Source organism: Leptolyngbya sp. PL-A3 (assembly GCF_039962325.1).
Lineage (GTDB): Bacteria > Cyanobacteriota > Cyanobacteriia > Elainellales > Elainellaceae > Vacuolonema.
In genome coordinates this window covers 1-20,052 of the sequence record NZ_JAMPLB010000071.1, presented here as the reverse complement: position 1 = coordinate 20,052, position 20,052 = coordinate 1, and the positions used below count along the sequence as shown (strand labels likewise).

Sequence of the window (20,052 nt, the reverse complement as noted above, 5' to 3'; positions counted from 1 at the left end):
AGCGCTTTGCGCTTGAGTCAGCCACAGTTATTTTTGTGAGAGCCGCTCTCCGCGCGGCTCTCACAAAAATAACCAGATTTTAAGCGCTTGAAAAGCGCTGTAATCAGCGCGCACAGCTTTATATACTAAAACCCTTATGATGAGGCTGTATGTATACCGCCTCTACCATAAAAGTTTTAGCCTGTTAAGGCATTAACTAGCCCTTGCAACCAAGGGTAAATCAATCAAAAATTCTGCACCCTGACCGGCCTCAGAATTGCAGGTCAGACTACCACCGTGTTTATCCACAATAACCTGATAGCTAATAGACAGGCCCAATCCTGTTCCTTTACCCACAGGCTTCGTTGTGAAGAATGGCTCAAATAGACGCTGTCGAACAAACTCTGGGATGCCAGGGCCATTGTCAGTAATACGAATACGAACATGGCGATCGCCCAAACGTTGAGTTTGAATCGTGATCATACTTGGATTCGCCTCAATATCGTCAGCAGTACGGCGGCTGTTTAACCCATCTAGCGCATCAATTGCATTGACCAGAACATTCATAAATACCTGATTGAGCTGCCCGGCATAGCATTCAACTAGAGGTAACTCTCCGTAATCCTTCACCACATGAATTCCGGGATGCCCTGCCGTTTCCCGCAGACGATTTTGTAGAATCATCAGCGTACTATCAATCCCTTCATGGATGTCGACTGGTTTGATCTCCGCCTCATCCATACGGGAAAAAGTGCGGAGGGCCAGTACAATTTTCTGAATGCGATCGGCTCCTACGCGCATTGAAGCCAGGAGTTTTGGCAGGTCTTCCTTGAGGAATGCGAAATCAATTTCATCGGCTGCATCTTGAATTTCGCGGGCAGGATTGGGATAGTGCCGCTGATACAGTTGGAGCAAATTTAACAAGTCATGGGCATAGTCGCGAGCATGCCTGAGATTGCCATAAATGAAGTTAACAGGGTTGTTAATTTCGTGAGCAACCCCGGCCACCAGTTGCCCTAAACTTGACATCTTTTCCGTTTGTACCAGTTGGGCCTGGGTTTGTTGCAGTTCACGTACCGTTTGTTCTAACTCCTGGGCTTTTTCCCGAAGTTGCGCCTCTGATTGGCGGAGTGCTTCTTCAGCGCGGTTGCGATCGCTCACATCCCAGAAGATGCCCTGCAAACCAACAATTTCACCTTCTGTATTTCGTACTGGAGCTTTGACCACCTGCACATAAATACGTTGGCCTGTACTGGGTAGTTGATGTTCCTCAACAATATCGACAACCTCGCCTGTTTGCATCACATACTCATTATCGGCTGTGTATTTGTCAGCCAGTTCTTTTGGATACAAGTCATAAAGTGTCTTGTGTCGGAGTTCATTGAGCGATAGCCCAACAGAATCTAGAAATGCAGTATTTGCAAAGACAGGCCTTCCTTTGCGATCAACGCGGAAGAGACATTGTGGCAACACATTGGCCAGCGATTCATACAGTTCCAAGCTCTCACGTAAAGCAACTTCTGCCCGTTTCCGATCCGTAATGTCTTCTGTAATAGCGAGCAGATATTCAGGGTTACCACCTGCTCCTAAAATAGCTGTTTTTTTGGTATGTAGAACGCGAGTTTCCCCTTCACCAAGCTGGATTTCCTCTTCGGGAATGTCACTAACCTGGTTTGTTTGTAGAACTTCTCGATCCTTACTCACAAAGCCATCGGCTTGATCGGCCGGGAATAAATCGTAGTCCGTTTTGCCCAACACGTCTGCTGCTTTCAACCCCAATACTGCTTCAGCAGCAGGATTCCACAGCACAAATCGCAAGTCATCGGCTGCTTTTGCTACGACTCCTACAGGCAACGTATTCAATACAGATTCTAGAAATACCTTGGTCTGCTCTAGTTCTGCTTCGGCAGTTTTGCGAGCCGTAATATCATTTCGAATCGCCACATATTGGTATGGCTTCCCCTCAGCATCCAACAGCGGCACAATGGTGCTATCAACCCAATAAAATGAACCATCTTTGGCCCGGTTTTTAATCTCACCCCGCCACACCTGACCTTTTGCGATGGTCTTCCACATTTGAGTAAAGAAAGCACCGGGATGGTAACCCGAGTTGATGATGCGATGAGATTGCCCTAACAACTCCTCACGCTCATATTGAGAAATTTCGCAGAATCGATCATTGACATAATGGATAATGCCACGGCAATCAGTAATTGATACGATTGATGATTGATCCAGCGCAAATTTGATATTCGCTAATTCCCGCAGCGATTGTTGCAATTCAGCCGTGCGTGCCTGTACTTGCTGTTCCAAGCTGTCGTTCAAGGCTTGAATCTGATGTTGCAACTGGTACTGCCCTAGGGCTGGAGCAAAGTGCTTCCCTAACATCTGGGCTAAGTTCAGGTCGCCATCTCCCCACTCGCGAGCCTGTTCTATCTTGTACTCGCGCCATGCTTCAAATGATTGGCGCGGCATTATCTGTCGTTCATCGGAATCAAATTGCCCGGCCCACAACGTTTCTGTTTCAACGGTGTTGCGGAAAATAGTTAGACAACCAATTACCCGCTGTTCCTGACTCAACGGAAGAATCAATACACTTCGAATAGCGGTGGATTGAAAACAACTCACCAGAGTTCGGAATTGAGGATTCTTGTAAAGGTCCGTGATAGCCCATAGCTTACTCGGTTGGCTAGACTGCTGACTCAATGAGGCAGCCGCGGCCGATTGCATAAGGTCTTGCCACAGGTAATGTTCCTCCAGATGCCGTTCTTTGCACCACTTTGCGGTTTGTGGTTGCTCACCCCAAGTATAAGGAGCCTTGGCAGGGTGCCCGTCTAATGGTTGCAGGAAAAGGCGCCCTCCAGAACCCTGTAGAGCCGCAACAGTCGCCTCAAGAGCTTTTTGAAAGCGATCGCCCTGACAGGAATGCAGCATAGTCGCAATTTGATTGACCGTTTGCTCGCATTGGGCTTGTTCTTGCACCTGGATGAGAAGCAGCGATTGGGCGATCGCCACCTCTACCTGATCCACGACTGATTGCAAAAAATCCAACTCTGAATCAGAGACCGCTCGTGGCTCCGAATGGTGGGCCACCAACAGCCCCCAAAGCCGCTCCTGTTGCAGAATGGGAACAACTACGGAGGATTGAACCCCCATTGCCCGTAAATATTCCACATGGCACGGGTCTACAGGACGAAAACGAATATCGCCTTCTGATGTGTCTCCCACTCTGGAGGCATTGGGTAGACTGATACCCAGTACTTGCTGGGACAGGTCAACAATCGATCGCTGCCGTGCCGCTACAAATAATTCGCGGGCATGGGGTGGAATGTCATCAGCGGGAAAGTGCAGACCCAGTAACGACGGCAGGCGCTCGCCATCAATTGATTCGGCAATGACTTCTCCATGCTCATCCGGATAAAAATAGTAAATTTTAACGCGGTCGATGTGAAGAAAATCACGAATTTCGGCAACCGTAGTTTGTAATATATCTTGCAGTTGCAGCGATCGCCGGATGCGACTCACAATCCGGTTTAGCAAGGCTTCCTGCTGTGACTGAGGCTGCAATTTTACTTGATGAAAAGAATTCATAGCAACATTAATAGAACGTTAATGTCCCTGTTAGTATGCACAAAATTTGAGCAGCTTTAACATTTGTTAGAACTACTCAACATTACTATGAACAAGCTGCAATAAAACCTAAAAGCAAAACATTGCGTACTTTTTACTACTTTAACTCTATTTAAAGTAGCCGTAAATACACGTATGCGAAAAGGGAAATGATTTCCCTAAAAGGAGTAAATAGTCGGTTGAAGATACACTCTTCGATCAATTCAGTCTATAGCGCTACACGTTCAGCAGCAGAAAGTTTATTGCTATGGCTTAAAACGGTCTGTTAGAGTGTCACGAAACATCAGCCCCGTCTAAATTCAGTGACAATTTCATGAGCCGTTAGAGGAAAAAGGTTTCTCTTAAGCCATTAAAGGAAACAGTTTTTACGCTACACCAGTAGTGTCTAGTCAATTTATAAGGTTCGGTTCCTGAAACTTATAGATAAGATGAAGAATTTTTTTGTGGAGTCAAAGACCCACCAAAAATTACAAACAGACCTGTACGTGGTGTTAAGGAAAACTTGAGTTGAGATTTTTACCATTAAGTCGTAAACGCTTGGGGCTACTGCTGGCAGCAGCCCTGCTGATCGTTTCATCCTGGTTGGGAATTACAACAGCCCGAGCCGGATTGGAGGTGCGATCGCTCCAGCAGGAGGATGTCCCCCTGCTATACCTGGCTCCTCAACAGGCAAAGGCAGTACCGGGCGTGTTGATTGCCCATGGTTTTGCTGGCTCTAAACAGTTGATGCTGAGCTATGCCCATGTACTGGCCCATGCAGGCTATGCGGTTATGCTGTGGGATTTCGATGGGCATGGAGCCAATGAGGCTCGCTTGCAACGGTATGAACTTCAGCAAAATCTTGATGTTGCCCTACAAGCCCTGCTACAGCAACCGGAAGTTGATCCTACGCGTTTAGCGCTATTGGGGCATTCCATGGGAAGTGGAATCGCAATGATGGCGAGTATTCGGGCTCCCGATCGCTTTGCGGCAACTGTCGCCGTATCTCCCACAGGGGCGAGTGTCACGCCGCAAGCTCCGCGTAATCTTCAGTTGCAGGCGGGGAGCGGAGAAGGTGGTTTTGTGGCGAATGCCCAACGGCTACTGGCCCAAGCCGGTGGGGAAAATCAGAATTTTGCCATGGGGCAAGCACGGGAGTTCGTTATCATTCCTGGCGTAGAACACATCACGATTTTGTTTAGTGATGATAGCCATCAAGCTGCGCTGCGCTGGTTGAATACAACTTTTGGCAAAGCTCAGGATAGCCAGTATCGCGATCGCCGCATGGCCTGGTACGGTTTGCATTTACTGGGATGGTTGATAGGATTAGCGGCCCTTGCGCCCTGGATCAGCAAATCGGACATTGCGGTAGAGGTAGCCCCGCTTCGGCGGTGGGCAGGTTTGGTGGTTGCACCACTGGTAGCTGTGGCAGGACTGTTGCTGCTCAACCCACAATTCAATCTTCAGGATTTGGGTGGTGTGCAAGTGGGTGGAGCGGTGGGAGTTTGGTTCCTCATTGCTGGCTCAGTCTGGTTAGGGCTACTGGCGCGTCTACCCCGTTTTACCTGGGGTACCCTTATCTCTGGGTTGGTACTGTTTTTGCTGCTTTGGATTGCTTTTGGTGGAATGGCACAAGTTGTCTGGCTCCAGTGGTGGCTGATTCCGAGCCGATTGCGATTATGGTTTCCTTTGGCGATCGCCTGCTTGCCCTGGTGGGATTTTGCAACTCGGTTCACCAGTTTGCAACTCGACCCACCAATTTGCAACTCGACCCACCAATTTATATAATAAATGTACCTCATAACAAGATGGTACTTCATGAGACCCAGTACAAGCCGCGCTCTCGATCGATGGTGTGCCTCAACATTTAAGAATCATCTTGATGAGGCCAGAGGATTTGGTGAAGGGTTTTCTTACCGCCCTTGGCACAGGGTAGAAGAATTTTCTTCAGAGGGGCGCGCTTCCCGATATCCCGGTTGGAAAACTGAAAAAAGGGTCCATCACCTTTTTTCCGACAATGAAAAACGTTTCTTCCTCCTATGCGAGTGGTCCGATAAGGTTCTTGACATTCGTGAACAGTACCCATTGCTTGACTATGAATTGGGGATGAAAATAGCACGTGATATGGGTATAGAGTATCCACGTGCTCAAGACGGTACACCTTGGATCTTCACTACTGATTTTATGCTCACTATTAGAGATGGTGAGAAAATTAAGCAAATTGCTCGAACTATGAAGCCCGAAGGTAAATTATCCAAGGATCTTGTAAGTCAGAATTTTGAATTAGAGCGCCGATACTATGCTCATTTTGGTACTGATTGGGATGTTATTACAGAAAAGAGAGTCTCTCGCACTTTAGCCGGTAACCTTGAGTGGATTCATAATGACTACTGGCTTGAAGATGAAGGTGACATAAGTGCAGCGGATTTACAAGCTACCGCTAATATGCTGAAAATTCGCCTCCAAACAAAAGGTGTAAAAATTAATCAAATAACTGAGCAACTGGACAAGGAATTGAACCTTGCTGGAAGTGCAACATCACTACGCTTGTTTCGTTATCTCCTTGCTCGCAAGGAGGTTCAGATGGATTTGTTAAACACAAAAATCAGCGGTTATTTGCTAACAGACAAAATTACAGACTTCACGCCGCCTAACACGTAATCACTCAATAAGAATAACCTTATGGAATCCTATTTATTCGAGCGAGAAGTCATACGCTGGAGTTGTGAGTCTGGTTCACCGCTAATTGAGCGAGTGATTTGGACTGACGATACATTAGCTTTTACATTTGACATTTCTGCGAAGAATGGATTTCCAGAACCTCGACGTGTATCCGATATCTTGGATGCACTAGCTACAGGAACTGCCGAGCGCATTCCCGACCCATGGGCACGAATAATTCGTGATGAAGACTTGAACAATAGAGAGCGAGAAGTTCGTGATAAAGCTTGGAGAATTGTTCATGCTTTAGCCATTAACGAACCTGAGATATATGACCGAAAAACGCGCGGTCAGTTGATAAAACAATTTGTTCAAAGTTATAACGATGGGAAACAGAAGAACAAATTAGATATCAAAACGGTTCATGACTACCTTCGACGGTACTGGCAGCGAGGTAAGACAATAAATGCTTTAGTGCCCGATTACGCTAATTCTTCAGGAAAAGGTACTTCTAGAAAACCGGGTACCGCGAAAATGGGTAGACCGCGACAGTTTAAGGATGACAAAGACGTCGGTGAAGGAGTAAACACATCCGAAGATGATAAGAGAATTTTCCGTTCGGCTCTTATCCGCTACTACCTCAATACTAAAGAAAATTCAATGGAAACTGTTTATCAATTAATGGTAGCAGAGTCCTACGCACAACAATCGTACTATGACGAATCAGGGAAAAGGCTTACGGAGATTAGACCTCCAAATCAGATTCCTACAATTCATGAACTTCGCCATTTCTACTACAAACATATCCATCCAAACGTTAAAAAAGTCACCTCAGCACGACAGGGGAGTAAGTATTTTGCACTTAATCACCGAGCCGTGACAGGTTCATCGAAAGCAGAAACGCGCGGAGCAGGGTCCCGTTTTCAAATCGATGCAACGGTCCTAGATATTTACATCTGTTCCAAATTCAATAGAGTTTGGATTATTGGACGACCAGTTCTCTACGTCGTGATTGATGTTTTCAGCGAAATGATTGTTGGGCTGTACGTAGGTCTTGAGGGACCTTCATGGACAGGCGCGATGATGGCATTAATGAACTGCGCTGAGGACAAAGTAGAGTTTTGTAGGCGATATGGAAGAGAAATTGCCCCTGAAGAATGGCCTTGTCACCACTTGCCAAGTACGATTTTAGCTGATCGCGGAGAGCTAGTCAGAAGTCCCATTGAACAACGATATATCCCAAACCTTCATGTTGCGATCGAAAATGCCCCTTCAGGTCGCCCAGACTTTAAAGGACTGATTGAAGGCTGTTTTCCAAAATTTCACAAGCACACGAAGCCATTTACTTCAGGTTTTGTCAATCCTCGCTACCGTCAACAGGGCAAACGTGATTATCGATTTGACGGGGACATCGACCTCGACCAAATTACAGAGATGGCAATCGAAATTGTTTTGTACTATAACAACAAGCATCCTCTCGACAATTATGAACGAGACGAGGAGATGATTGCAGCAAACGTTCCTAAGATTCCAAGAGAGATATGGAACTGGTCACTGACTCGACGTTCTGGAGGTTTACGTCCGGTCAAGGATGACCTAAACTTTGTAAAATATTGCCTACTGCCTACGTTTCCAGTCACGATCACAGAAAGTGGACTCAAGCTTAAACTCAGAAATTTACCTATATACAACATCAATCATCCTGTGGATTTGTACTACACCTGTGAGAAAGCCTACAAGGAGCAGTGGTTTGAGCAGGTAAGAAGTAGTTCAATGCCTAAATCGAAACGCAATCTGATAGGTTGCTTAGATATTAGAGCACCTGAGATGCTCTACCTTCCCAACGCCGATAATAAGACCTTCGAGCCTTGCGACCTGATTGATGTTGAAGAGCGGTATCATAGCAAGCACTTTGAGGATATTATATGTCTATTTGCTCATGAGAAGCTAGACCGTCAACGATACCAAGGTACAGATTTACAGGCAAAAGTTGATTTAAATACTAGATTAGCCCAAATTGCTTCTCAAGGTAAGGAAATGACTCAGGCTGCGCTAGATGCTACTCCAACCAGTGGTCACAAGCGCATAGCAAGTATGGGGGATAAGAGAGCAATTGAACGGCAAATTCGGCATGGAGAACAAGCATTCAAATCACTACAATCTAAGCCGCAGTTTGCAAACTCAGATTTGCCAGAAACTCCAGAATCTTCAACCGAAGCATCAATTGCCTCAAGTGGGCTTGAATTGCTACGAGAAACGTCAGATGCCCCACCTCAATCTACGGAGTCTGAAGTAGCACAAACTTCTACAGATTCATCTAAGCCATCAATCGATTCAGACGTGTCTGAACCCTTGCAATTAGATCAGTTAAGTGATTTGGAACTTCTGTTGGAGATTCAAAAGGGGGAGAATCGTGGTCGTAGCTAGCCAGTCAGCAGAACTTGTCAAAATTCCTAATGGTTACTGGGCAATGGTTGCTCAGTATCAGAATCATAAGCAACCGGAATATAACTATAATCCGATGAGCCGTGCATTACCTCTTTCATTGTCGTCTCTAGAGTTTAGTCAATATGGGAAGATTAAGCCTCTATTCTCTGTTGATGAAATCCAATGGGAACCACACGAACGGCTTGATTGCATTGAGCGTTTATCCCGTTACTTTGAAATAGAGGCAAAGACAATTGATCTGTATCATAAAATTCGAATTCTGCTGTTGAGCGGCTATTTGGGAGCAGATCGTAATCCTTCAAATCCAGAACATGCAAGGCGGGCTTTACAGCTTTACAAAGCAATTCAGGACGGAGCTGGAAATAAGCTGGAAGAATATATCGGATGTCCTACAGTAGCGCCTAGCCTGACCCTGTGTGGACCATCGGGTATAGGAAAAAGTATGAATATTGAAAATATACTGCGGTTGTATCCTAGAGTCATCATTCATCCTGAATTGGGTGGATTGTGTCAAGTAGTCTGGATAAAAATCGATTGCCCAACAACTTCATTGAAAGGGCTATGCATTGAGATCTTTAGGGCGTTTGACAACCTACTTGGAACTAGCTACCTTAAGGAGTTTGGCTCAAATAGTAATTCGGTTGATTACATGCTAGCTCAAGTAGCTCAGCTAGCACACAAACACCATCTTGGTCTTTTGGTCATAGACGAAATGCAAGAGTTTTTCAAGCTCCAAACAGATCGTCAACAGGTTCTGAGTTTCCTCACCAAGTTAGATAATACTTTGGGTGTTCCAGTAATTCGGGTTGGAACAAACGAAATGGAAGAACTATTTAGTACGTTTGTTACTGCTCGACGAGCCACGGGGATGCAATTCACGATATGGGATAGGATTGTGAATCCTATGCAGTGGTCCTTGTTCATGACTGGTATGTGGTCCTTTCAGTGGACTAAGACTCTTGTACCCCTCTCAGAGGAACTGAAGTCAGTCTTTTATGAGATCACACAGGGCATTATTGATATTGCTATCAAACTGTACAAGATGGTGCAGTGGAAAGCAATCTCTCTACGTGGAAAAGAAATCATCACGATCGACCTAATAAGGCAGGTGGCGGCTGATGGATTAGGTCCATTATTGCCAATGTTGGAATATATTAGACAGGGACACAAAGATTGGAAGCTTCGATACGGTAGTATTAAGCCCTTGAAAACAGATATCTATTACAACAATTGCCTGGCTGAATTAGAGAAAGCCAAACTAGACGAATATCAATTAATGCTCGAACTTCAATCAAAACGTTCCCTCTATTTAACAGCAGAAATCCGGTTGGTTATTATTGAACTGCTTGATTTAGGAGTAGAACCTGCTATAGCCAAAGTCTGTGCAGAAAAAGCTATGGCTAATAGTGAAGATAAATCTGATATCTCATCTTTGACAAAATTGGCATATAAACTTGCATTAAAGACTGAACCGATAGTCGAAACTGAACCAACCCAAAAGGGTGAGAAACCGCAACAGCAACAAAAAGTAAAACCAATTTACGGAGACTTGGATATGCGATTAGTGGCTGACCAAGCAACAAAAAATAAAATGACGGTCTACGAAGCTTGGATCGCTGCAGGATTAATTCGTGACAATCCAATGTACGATTTATTTGACATTTGTGAATAATGAGTTTTTTCCTAATTCCTCTTGAAAGAATTTAGGTTCCAGTCTCAAGAGTGGGACAAGTTTTGATTAAGCCTTTAAATAACTTTTTTATCACTTGATGAAAAAATGCTATTGCAAATGGTTCTTGAACACAGCAAGTCTAGTTGCATCAATGATAGCGATGTTTAGGCAAATTGTGCCGTTGAGTATAACAACCGAACACCTTTCACTTATGCTGCATTTACATAATCTTGACGCCATATATCAACAACCTGAATCATTACAGGAGCAGCAGGTGTTTATAAAATTCATTTTTGGTTCTGCTGTGTTTTTACTTCATTAAATTGCACTAAGTAGGTAGTCGTAAGTAAACGTAGTTATAAACTGCTCTAACCCTTATCTAGCCATTGTCGATCCCTCAGAAACTCAAGGCTCTCTACTTATGTTGACCCTACCAAAGCCATATGTAGATGAGTTGTTATATAGCATTTTGGTAAGGTATTACATTCGGAGCGGTTACCGTAAAGTTAAAGAAGCGCAAGTCAAGTTATTTGATACCTTACCTCAACAACCTTGGGATATTCTCCTTCCAAGTAACCTTAAGCGTTTAACTAGAAAACTGTGGACTAAAGCGAACTATACGCCAGACTATTTCATTCAGGGTCATACCTTGTACCCCTTCTATGCACAATTTCTAATACCAGTAGAAACAGAGCTGCTGAGACAAGTGATGGTTCAACAGGGTAGGGCTTCAGTTCCAACAATCGCAAAAATTCCGCTGAATGTAGAAAAGGCTTGTCATAGCTACTTAAAATTCTGTCCGCAGTGTTTTGAGCAGGAATCTGACGAATTGGGAGAAGCCTATTGGCACCGGACTCATCAAATTCCAGGAATTGTGCTTTGCCCAGATCACGAAGTTCCATTGCTAAATAGTACAGTCTGCCTTAACTCAAAAGCCTTGCATTACATAGCGGCAGACTCTGACACCTGTCCCATCAACAATAATGTACCTTCTTATACGGACTTGACAAAGCATAGAATGACTGCCTATACAGAATCCCTTGAGCGGTTGATAGATAGACAGATCCCGTTCAGGGGATTAGCTTGGCTTCGTAAGCGTTATCACCACTATGCTGCTCAGAAGGGTTTTCTGAAGTTTGATACTGCGACGAACTTTACATTCGACGAAACGAAGTTTTTTGAGGAGCTTTGTGATTTCTATGGCGAGGAATTTCTGGATAACATCCTACCTGTTTCATTTCAAAGCTCAAAACATCAGTTTATCCAATGCCTGCTTGCATGCGATCTTGAGCAGACGATCGATCGAGTAAGACATATTCTACTGATCAATTTTCTGTCTGATTCATTACAAGATTTCTTCGCCTATTAGGTTCTATCAAGACAGTAAAAATAGAGTTAATTTCAGGAATCGCTTGTACTATTGCGCTATGCCATTCTAGTCAAGACCTGCTACTGGATGGCACCCTATGTCAGCCTATTTTTCATTTTCTTCAATGATGAATGCATTGCTCGCTGGTCGATGATTGGAAATGGGTTTATCCTCACTCCATCCTAATAACATCTTCCTGTGATTTGTCTCGTGGTATGTACAGCTCATGTAAAACCACGTTGTATCGACCTTCAGCTTCCAGTGCTTTCAGGTCTTTCAAGTATTCCGCCGTAGCCTCATCTAAGAAAATTTCTCCTTCTGTAAACGATCGCTCTAAAACCTGAAATGTCACATGGCACAATCGTTTTTGCTCTAATGCCCAAGCCTGCAACAACCAACTCTGAACTTTAAGGGCGTATTTGTAAGGCAAGATTTGTCGAAACAACAGGAATTTATTCCAGCCCAGTAACCGAGCTAGAAACATCGAAATATAAAAATACCGTCTACACGGTAAGCGTAGTGAATCTTTCTTGAACATGAGTTAAACACCGTACTATCTATCTACGTCTACGACTAATGCCCGTACTTCTAGAGGAAGTTGAGCAGTGTAGGGTGTTGATCTGTTTAGACTGCTCAGTGTGCAAACTAACTAACCGGGCAATACAACCAACCAGTTCTAAGATGACTTCTAGCTGTTGGGTTAAATTGAGTTCCGCCCGATTCAACTGTTCTGCTAGCTTGCAACATTGCTGCCGTAGGTCTTCCATTGATGTGGGCGACGTCACTTCTTTGCTTGGTGGCAGGGTCAATGGCACATCTTGTGCGATCGCCTCTACCAACAGCAAGTACAAGCAGAGGATTGCCTCTTCCGCTAACCGCATCGTTTGCGAGAAGTGCCACCGTATCGATTGATTGCTATCCCGGATGTTTCGCGATCGCTCCAACAACGCAACTCGGTAATCATCCAACGATTGAGACATGGAAAAACACTCCATTTAGAGGGCGATCGCCTTTATCAAGCACTTTCCCGCTGAGAGGAAGAAGGCGAGGTAATTTCAAGCAAATTACTAACAGGTGTTTTCCCCATCGCCCGATTGACCAATTCCATTAAGGTCTGGGCACGCTTACTGAGAAAAGCATCAAAGTCATCACCTCGTAGTGTTTCCGGGTCTATGAGATGCGAGCGCAGAATCTCGTCCATCCGCCGCCGACTAATTCCCTCTGCCTCCAATGCCCGTAAATACTGGCTGGGAGCTTTTCCCCCAATCTTTTGATTCGACAAACGAGATAGCGGGGTCAAGTTGACCAAGCTGTTATAACGGTCTTTAGGAATTCCCTGTTTTTTGCAATAAGCCACTGGGAAAATATGATGGCTGTCGATCGGATCATTGAAAAGATTGATCTCCGCCAATGCCTCTCCGGCGGCAAAGTCGATCGCCCCATGTTTGCGTAGCAAAGCATTGATCGCTTTGTAAACAGCTCCATGTCGCCGCCGAACCATTAGTAATCGCTCAGCCTGCAAATGTGCCATCTGAACCGTGTTGGGTAACTCACCGCCTTCATTCAACCAGGCAGGTACTTCCACCATGTCCCGGGATGCCCGACGTTCATGCCAGGAGGTGTATAAGGCGGCACAACTTCCACACCAAAACCACTGTTCTAGCTTGGCGCGTACCCAATCTTGGGGATAACCCACAACTGCGAGAATTGCAGCTAAAGCAACCAACTGAATTTGGTATGGCAAATCACCAGCCGTTTGAATCTTTTGGCCATACAAGAACCGCGCAGCTTCTTCATAGCCTGCAATGGCTTGGTCAGCATACTTCTGGTAATCCGCTAACGACAGATCCAGCACCTCTTCTCGACTACAAGCCACGGCGGGTAGCTTTTGAGGAGGCACCCCTGCTGCGATCGCTTGTTGGCGTTGATGATAAGCAGCAACCAAGGCAACACAAGCGAGGTAGTCCGTTTCCTTAACCGTCTCAAGTACCCGATGCTGCTTGAGACGCTGCTCCCGCTTAGCCCAGTCATCGCGAAGTGAAAAGTCCTGGCTAGCAAAACAGGCGGTTGCTAAATCGAAGAAGTTCAACTGCTCCGATTGGGTATTCACCTTTTCAAAAACCCTGCACACTGCGGCTTTGGGTAGCCCTGGTTTAAGACGAATCACGGGCACTTGAAAATGCTCATATCGCTTAATGACCTCACGCTCAAATCGATCCAGAAGCTCTAACCTGGTGGGATCGTACTGCCAGTATTTGGAATACCCCTGCCGCCAAGCTGCGTAACTAAACACCTGGGATAGGGGAAACAACCCTAATTCATATTCCTGTTCTGGAGCAGAACAATTGATGGCAGGATGCCCTGCAAAACCAGGGCGAATGCGACGATTGTTGAAGCCCAGAATACACTGTTCTCGCTCGATTTCAGAATCAAGGGCTTTTTGAATGTCGATGTAATACCAGCGATCGCTCATTTTGCCATTTCGACGACTCTGCACCCGCACAGGGCGATTGGAAAACAAACACATGAAGAGCGTGGTACACCGTTGCTGCCCATCCAGAATAAGTTCGGTAGGAATTGGAACTTGCTCCAACTGCACTCCTTCAACCAACCGAGAACAAACTTTCCAGGAACCGTTGCTTACTTCTTGCAACAAGATGCCGCCGATCGGCCATCCTTGACTGACACTCGCCAGCAAATCGATTACCAGGTCATCATGCCAGCAAAAGCTGCGTTGAAGATCGGGGAGTTGAATAAACCCTTGCTGAATTTTTAGGAGCAAATCCGGCAAAGCTTCCTTAGACAGATCGAAGGCGGAAATAGGTGTGTTCATTGTTGCCATGTAGCAATGGGTAGAACTCAATGTTGGCAACAATAGATCGCTTGTACTGAACAAACAAGGTCTTTCCAGAAAAAACCGACAATTGTCGGGAAGATTCAAAACTAGTTACAGCTATTCAGTTGGAGGATAAAGAATTGCCCGATCCGCTTCCGATAAAGGGCAAATAATGCTCCATAAGTCCGGTGGGATATGATGATAGCACCGCAGCAAAAAATAAAACTCACTCAATCGGCGAAGGTAAACCTCTTTGACCATTTTGGGTTCTTGCCCCTGGCTCATCCACCGCTCGATCGTCCGGGTTGTGCAGCCTGCAATAAAAGCAAGTTCTTCATATGACAGATCATATTCACTCTGAAGTTGTCGGGGATGCTCCAAAGCTAGATCGCAGTTGACATACAGCCGAAACAGGGTTCTTTCCTGTGGACCGAAAGGTCTAGGTCTAGGTGTACGACTCACTGAGAACCCTCCCAGGTAGTCGAGGAAGTTGAGCTGGTGTTTGATGTTCGTAGTACCTCGATGTCATCTTCCCCTGCCCACTCCGCTACAACCCAAGAGCGGGAAGGACTATCAGAATCCAAAAACACTAAATAGAGCCAACTCCAACTCAGACATCCCTGTTCTGTCTTCCCAAATGGCACAAATGCTCGCCCAATGATTGTTCCCCTGTCTGTCAGCTCAGTGGGAGGAACCCACTGACAGCGGGATCCGATGTCGTATTTAGGAACCTCTAATTCTTGAGGCAAACATTCGGGTAAATTGACTAACTCCAGGTCTTTCACCCGCAAAGACACCAGATTCCAATGACCCCGAGAAGGTTGTGAAGATGAACTAGGTTCCATAAAAAGCCGATTCTCAAGCAATGGGGATTGCTAGAAGTATAATTTGCAAATTTGCAAAAGTGACAAATTTGCAAAAACTTAACATTTTCAAATGTCGTGGGAAAATGACCCATGTGACTTCATGTGTTATTACCCCGCAACCTTGGCTAGCAAAGCAGAAGATCCAAACTACATTCAGGTGAGAGGGCATGTCCAAAAGCGCATAGCCCGCAGGTTTAAGGCTATTTGTAGTGAAAGAGGTATTGACTTTGGGCAGGGAATGGAAGAGGCATTTCTTCCCTGGATTGAGCAGCAGGAAAAACTCCTCCGAGAAGAAGAGCTAGACTCTAAAGACCAGCCGCAAAGCTAGTCAAGTTTTCGATGAGTAGTAAAAGGTGGAATTTCTAGCTTCCTTGAGTACAAGCTTTTTGCTTCCAAGTCTTTTAGGGTTTTCCCCCTTAAAGCTCCCCATCTCTTGGTCTGGAGGAGTTTTAAGACCGCATGGTAAAGCTCTTAAATTCTTCTTAGACTTCTAGGTAATCAGGGTTAGTCCATGGTCAATATTCTGCAAGTTTAGAAAGACCCGTGCCCTAAAACGTCCTTCAAGTCCAGCATCCAGGGTTTATAGCTTTTATACCTGCCGAGAGAGCATTACTTCCTAAATGTTGCAAATTCCAACTCGGTCTCCAGTCCCTCTAACTCCTGCCGGTCATATCAACCCTTCTAAGTTGTTAGCCAGTAGTATTCTGCATTTTCTAAAAAGACCCTAGCCTTGAAGAAGCTGCCGGATAAGGAATGCAGCCATTTCAGCCATCCCTTTTTAGAGAAAACCTAAGTCCTCCCAGTCCTCCAAAAGACCTTCACCTTCTAATCTCCAAAAACCTCACTCCGCCAACTCTAACATCCCAAAGACCTAAAAGCCTTTTCGGGTGAGCTTTTCGGGGTTTTTGCCGCAGCTTTTCTAATCAAAGCCATGGGTCTAACCAGTGAGGTTTTTCATCCCCTAAAAACCCCCTGGCCTTGAAGCCGCCGCCAGATAAGGAATACAGCTATTTCAGCTACCCCTTTTTAGAGAAAACCTAAGGTTTCTCTAAAAAACCTTTATCTTCTAATCTTTAAAGGTCTTTAAAGCCCAAAAACCTGGAAGTCTTTCGTAATGGGCTTTTTGGGTCTTTTGCTACAAACTCCCCAGCAAAGACCTACAATTCTAAGAAGAAAGAAGATTATTACTAGATGAGTTTATGGACTTGTTATCCTAGAAAGCTGAAACCTGCTCTATTCAAAGCTTTGAGTACTTGTCGGACTGACAGTGCGTTATCAAGCCTAGTCTTTGAGTGACTTGATTCAGTGTATTTGACAGGGGTTTTTGGGGAAGATTATGGAGTCCAAAAAAACAGATCCTCCCACTAAAAAAGGTAAACCCGTCAAAACAAGGGCATTAGGAGATCCTGAAGTTCCTAAAGATGCAAAAAAGACCCGGAAGGGCAAGCAAAGGCTCAAAACAAGCTTTTACTCTGCATCGGAAGATGAGTTGCCTGCTTTTTTAAAGGAACAACTAAATCAGCTAGAGGAATTCTGGACTAGGACTGAAAACTCTCGACGCCGCGAAAAACCAATTCGCCCAAAAACCTATAGAACCTACAAGAATCATATTCTGAGCTTTTTAGGGTGGTTGACCTGTGTTCGCGCAACAAACCTAAAAGACATTAAATTAGAGGATCTGACCAATCAGGGTTTGCTGTCCGATTTCATCGCTTGGGGATTGGAACAGCGTGGAAACTCGCATGGCTGGGCATTAAATGTTGCTCAATCTGCAATGCTGATTGCAGCGTGGCAACATGCTGATGTGCAAACTAATCCCTCTCAAGATTTACCGGCGATCGCTCAACTTCGGAACTACATCAGCATTTTGAGACGCCAATACAATGACGAACTAGTAGCTAAAAAAGGTGAAAAAGCTAGGTTAGCCGAGGATGCTTATGAGCTAACGGACGAACTTCGCCAAAAAATTAGTGCGTATCTGCGCCAAGATTGCACAGAAATTGATTCTGCTGGAAAAGAGCGATCGGAAATTGAGCTTTTGAGATCGTGGCAACGGTATCTCATCACGAGTATCCTGCTGTTTTGTCCAATTCGGTTACGGACCCTGTGTCAACTTGTGCCAGCACATAATCTCCTCCGTGAATCCGATGGTTCTTGGGTGATCGTGACAGAAACTCAGCACAAAACTGGTTACTCTGGAATACCAGTCAAGCTGCACCTGCCTCAGTTAAAGGACGATTTGACAACTTGGATAGAGAAGTGGAGACCAAGGATTAAAACAAAAAATAATTTTGCATTTACCAAATTAGGGTCTAATCGACTTCCATCGGCCTTGGGGCAACCTTTAACTGAACGAGATGCGTGGGAACTTGTAGCCCGAGCTACTGAGAAGGCAACAGTAGCAATTCTTGGTACTCCGGTGCGAATCAATCCAAGTATGCTTCGTCGATCGCATATACCTCTCGTACCAGAACGACTAAGTGCTTGCGATCGAGACTTGTCTTCATCTCAGAAGAATTCCAAACATATAAGCGTGACATGGCCTTGCACATCACTTAAAACTTCGATACAACAGCAAGATATTAAACAAGTTGCCAAATTCTTCAAGGATTTAGGAATAGCACTAGAAAACTATAATCCTGATTCACAAACTCTAACAAATTTGATTCAGCAAATAGAACATTTGAGTGCAAGCAAATCGTTAAGAGTAGTAAAACACCTCGAAGCTATCTTGCACATTCTTGAAAAGGATACACCTGCGGAGTAAGGTAACTCCTTGCAATCCATAACCAATAGCGAACTCGTCACATAGAAAAATTTTAAAGATGCCCTGATTACTGTAAATCTTGGGCATTAGCTCATTATGCTGAAGATTTGTCAGAACTGGCTGTATTAAGTTCTGCAAGAATTTGTTGAGAATTGTTAATTTTACTAGCGATTTTTGTCATCGCATCTTCGTAAAGCAAAAAGTTGGCAGTTTGAATGTACCTTTTTAAAAAGGTACGTTAACTAGTGGCTTGCATCAGGTTAAAGATGAACTTCAACCTTTGGTGCTTTCAGCATTGGTCCTATACCGAGCAGTAAACGGGGAACGAGCTTCAACAGACACAAACGATGCTTGGGTATCAGTAATTTGTTGTGTATCTACAGATGGAACAAATATTTTTAGACAATGTACCAGTACAAAATTCTCAGCAAGAATACTCCTTTCATCCTTTTTATGATGAAGTTGTTTCTCCTTTGCCCCATGTGGATCTAAACTTCCGGGTGCAGGGTAAGGTACTACCCTCTGACCATAGCTATGCCCTGTATGCAGCTCTTTCACATTTTCAGGATCGAATCCATTCTCTAGAAGATATTGGCATTCAACCAATCACCGGGATACAGACAAAAGAGGGCGTTCTTACTCTAAATGACACCTCTTGCCTTAGGATTCGTGTACCTGCGGAATTAGTGCCCCTACTATACCCACTGGCAGGAAAGCAGTTAACTATCGGTAAGCATGAGATCTGGTTGGGAATTCCTGAAATTCATCTCCTCAAACCAGCAACCAAGCTGTACTCACGTATCGTCACGATCAGAGGCTTTCAAGAACCAGAGCCGTTTTTAGAAGCAGTGGAGCGACAGCTTCAACAACGGGGTATTCGGGGGCGTGTTAGTTTATTTACGAATACAGAAGGTATTCCTAGGCGAAGAACACTTCAGGTTAAGAAGTACACCATTGTGGGTTTTGGGGTTGAAATAGAAGACCTGTGTGAAGAGGATTCACTCCTGCTACAAACCTATGGAATTGGTGGCAAGCGGAAGATGGGTTGCGGCATATTTTTGAAGCATTAGGGGTAGTGCAGCAAATGAGTGCCAAAATGCTTCAAATTCATCTACATGACCCTGGGGCGACTTGGCTCCACAATGCTGGTGTTGTTGGATTGTGGATGTCTCTCCACCAGCTACAGGAGAAGTATTCACTAAAAGCGCAGCGGGAAGGCGGGTTGGATTGGTCGTTGTCATCCGACTCAATATGCCTTAAGTGGAATGGAGCAGATTTTGAAGTTTTTGACTGGTTGCTGAAGCAATCTTTCCAGATAAGTCAGGAAGGCTTCGTTGAGCTGAGTGGACTCAAGCCACATCAGATGAGCATTCAAGCCCGACTGGCAATCCACAGAGGTATGATTAATACCTTTCTTCAGCACCCTACATCTGTCAAATCAGATGGAACAGACCATATAGTGGTTGAGATTGGCGATCGCCCAGTCAAACTTTTCTATAAGAGGGTGCGATCCTACGCCCATCAAAATTTTGCCAAGCAATTGTGTGACGATCAAGGGAATTTGCGGCGGGAGGGAATTGGCATTGTGGGGTGGTTATACCCAGGTCTAGCAGTACGTCACTACGCTTACCGCCACCATACTAGTGGTGTGTCAAGGTTGAAATGAGGGGTAAAGCCGTTTGAGTTCAATCCGCGCATCATCGGTCGTAAATTGCCAATCGATGGTTCGCAATTGGGTATTTCTACGCTCCTCCCAAGCCAGGATTTCTCGTTGTAAAGCTTCTTCATCGGCAATGCGGCGATCTAAACATTGCCGAGCTAGAACACTGAGTTCGGTTTCGGCCA

General features: G+C 45.0%; 15 protein-coding genes and 1 pseudogene. 9 read left to right on the top strand and 7 right to left on the bottom strand.

Annotation, left to right across the window (positions count from 1 at the left end; all coding sequences use genetic code 11):
- Positions 1–192: 192 nt before the first annotated feature.
- Positions 193–3,570, bottom strand: coding sequence for a PAS domain-containing protein (locus NDI52_RS29405; RefSeq protein WP_190775840.1), 3,378 nt, complete (start codon positions 3,568–3,570; stop codon positions 193–195).
- A gap of 546 nt (positions 3,571–4,116) precedes the next feature.
- Here NDI52_RS29405 and NDI52_RS29400 point away from each other — a divergent pair.
- From NDI52_RS29400 to NDI52_RS29380, 5 genes are all read left to right on the top strand, one after another.
- Positions 4,117–5,376 (top strand): alpha/beta fold hydrolase, encoded by a 1,260-nt coding sequence (locus tag NDI52_RS29400; protein ID WP_348256836.1) that lies wholly within the window; start codon positions 4,117–4,119, stop codon positions 5,374–5,376.
- A gap of 30 nt (positions 5,377–5,406) precedes the next feature.
- The gene (locus NDI52_RS29395; protein ID WP_191132062.1) at positions 5,407–6,249 is read left to right on the top strand and encodes a TnsA endonuclease C-terminal domain-containing protein; all 843 of its coding nucleotides are present in this window, start codon (positions 5,407–5,409) and stop codon (positions 6,247–6,249) included.
- Positions 6,250–6,270: 21 nt separating this feature from the next.
- On the top strand, positions 6,271–8,676 hold the full coding sequence (locus tag NDI52_RS29390; protein ID WP_191132063.1) for a DDE-type integrase/transposase/recombinase: 2,406 nt from the start codon (positions 6,271–6,273) through the stop codon (positions 8,674–8,676).
- Positions 8,663–10,369, top strand: a complete 1,707-nt coding sequence (locus tag NDI52_RS29385; RefSeq protein ID WP_313954855.1) for an ATP-binding protein — start codon at positions 8,663–8,665, stop codon at positions 10,367–10,369. Before NDI52_RS29390 ends, NDI52_RS29385 begins: the two co-directional genes overlap by 14 nt.
- Before the next feature lie 421 nt (positions 10,370–10,790).
- Positions 10,791–11,738 carry a TnsD family Tn7-like transposition protein gene (locus NDI52_RS29380; RefSeq protein WP_191132064.1) on the top strand — a complete coding sequence of 316 codons (948 nt, stop codon included), beginning with the start codon at positions 10,791–10,793 and terminating at the stop codon, positions 11,736–11,738.
- 172 nt (positions 11,739–11,910) lie between these two features.
- On the opposite strand, the gene NDI52_RS29375 is transcribed toward NDI52_RS29380, so the two are convergent.
- The 5 genes from NDI52_RS29375 to NDI52_RS29355 all read right to left on the bottom strand — a co-directional run bounded on the left by NDI52_RS29375 (position 11,911) and on the right by NDI52_RS29355 (position 15,419).
- Positions 11,911–12,222, bottom strand: a complete 312-nt coding sequence (locus NDI52_RS29375) for a hypothetical protein (protein ID WP_191132065.1) — start codon at positions 12,220–12,222, stop codon at positions 11,911–11,913.
- A gap of 73 nt (positions 12,223–12,295) precedes the next feature.
- The gene (locus tag NDI52_RS29370) at positions 12,296–12,718 is read right to left on the bottom strand and encodes a hypothetical protein (protein WP_191132066.1); all 423 of its coding nucleotides are present in this window, start codon (positions 12,716–12,718) and stop codon (positions 12,296–12,298) included.
- 35 nt (positions 12,719–12,753) lie between these two features.
- Positions 12,754–14,580: a DUF262 domain-containing protein gene (locus tag NDI52_RS29365; protein ID WP_348256835.1), complete on the bottom strand. Its 1,827-nt coding sequence runs from the start codon at positions 14,578–14,580 to the stop codon at positions 12,754–12,756.
- Between the two features lie 111 nt (positions 14,581–14,691).
- The gene (locus tag NDI52_RS29360) at positions 14,692–15,036 is read right to left on the bottom strand and encodes a hypothetical protein (RefSeq protein WP_191132068.1); all 345 of its coding nucleotides are present in this window, start codon (positions 15,034–15,036) and stop codon (positions 14,692–14,694) included.
- A complete protein-coding gene (locus NDI52_RS29355; RefSeq protein WP_191132069.1) occupies positions 15,033–15,419 on the bottom strand; it encodes a hypothetical protein in 387 nt (128 codons plus the stop codon). Before NDI52_RS29355 ends, NDI52_RS29360 begins: the two co-directional genes overlap by 4 nt.
- 142 nt (positions 15,420–15,561) lie before the next feature.
- Here NDI52_RS29355 and NDI52_RS29350 point away from each other — a divergent pair, with 142 nt between their 5' ends.
- The 4 genes from NDI52_RS29350 (at position 15,562) to cas8a1 (ending at position 19,873) form a co-directional block, all read left to right on the top strand.
- Positions 15,562–15,768: a hypothetical protein gene (locus NDI52_RS29350; RefSeq protein ID WP_191132070.1), complete on the top strand. Its 207-nt coding sequence runs from the start codon at positions 15,562–15,564 to the stop codon at positions 15,766–15,768.
- Positions 15,769–16,776: 1,008 nt separating this feature from the next.
- On the top strand, positions 16,777–18,207 hold the full coding sequence (locus NDI52_RS29345; RefSeq protein WP_191132071.1) for a hypothetical protein: 1,431 nt from the start codon (positions 16,777–16,779) through the stop codon (positions 18,205–18,207).
- Positions 18,208–18,590: 383 nt separating this feature from the next.
- Positions 18,591–19,277 (top strand): type I-MYXAN CRISPR-associated protein Cas6/Cmx6, encoded by a 687-nt coding sequence (gene cas6 / locus NDI52_RS29340; protein WP_191132072.1) that lies wholly within the window; start codon positions 18,591–18,593, stop codon positions 19,275–19,277.
- Between the two features lie 14 nt (positions 19,278–19,291).
- Complete coding sequence (gene cas8a1, locus NDI52_RS29335) at positions 19,292–19,873, top strand: type I-MYXAN CRISPR-associated Cas8a1/Cmx1 (protein WP_348256834.1); 582 nt, start codon at positions 19,292–19,294, stop codon at positions 19,871–19,873.
- Here the strand turns inward: cas8a1 and NDI52_RS29330 are convergent.
- Positions 19,859–20,052 (bottom strand): annotated as a pseudogene (locus NDI52_RS29330) (IS630 family transposase); the annotation flags it as partial. The gene cas8a1 and the pseudogene NDI52_RS29330 sit on opposite strands and share 15 nt — an antisense overlap.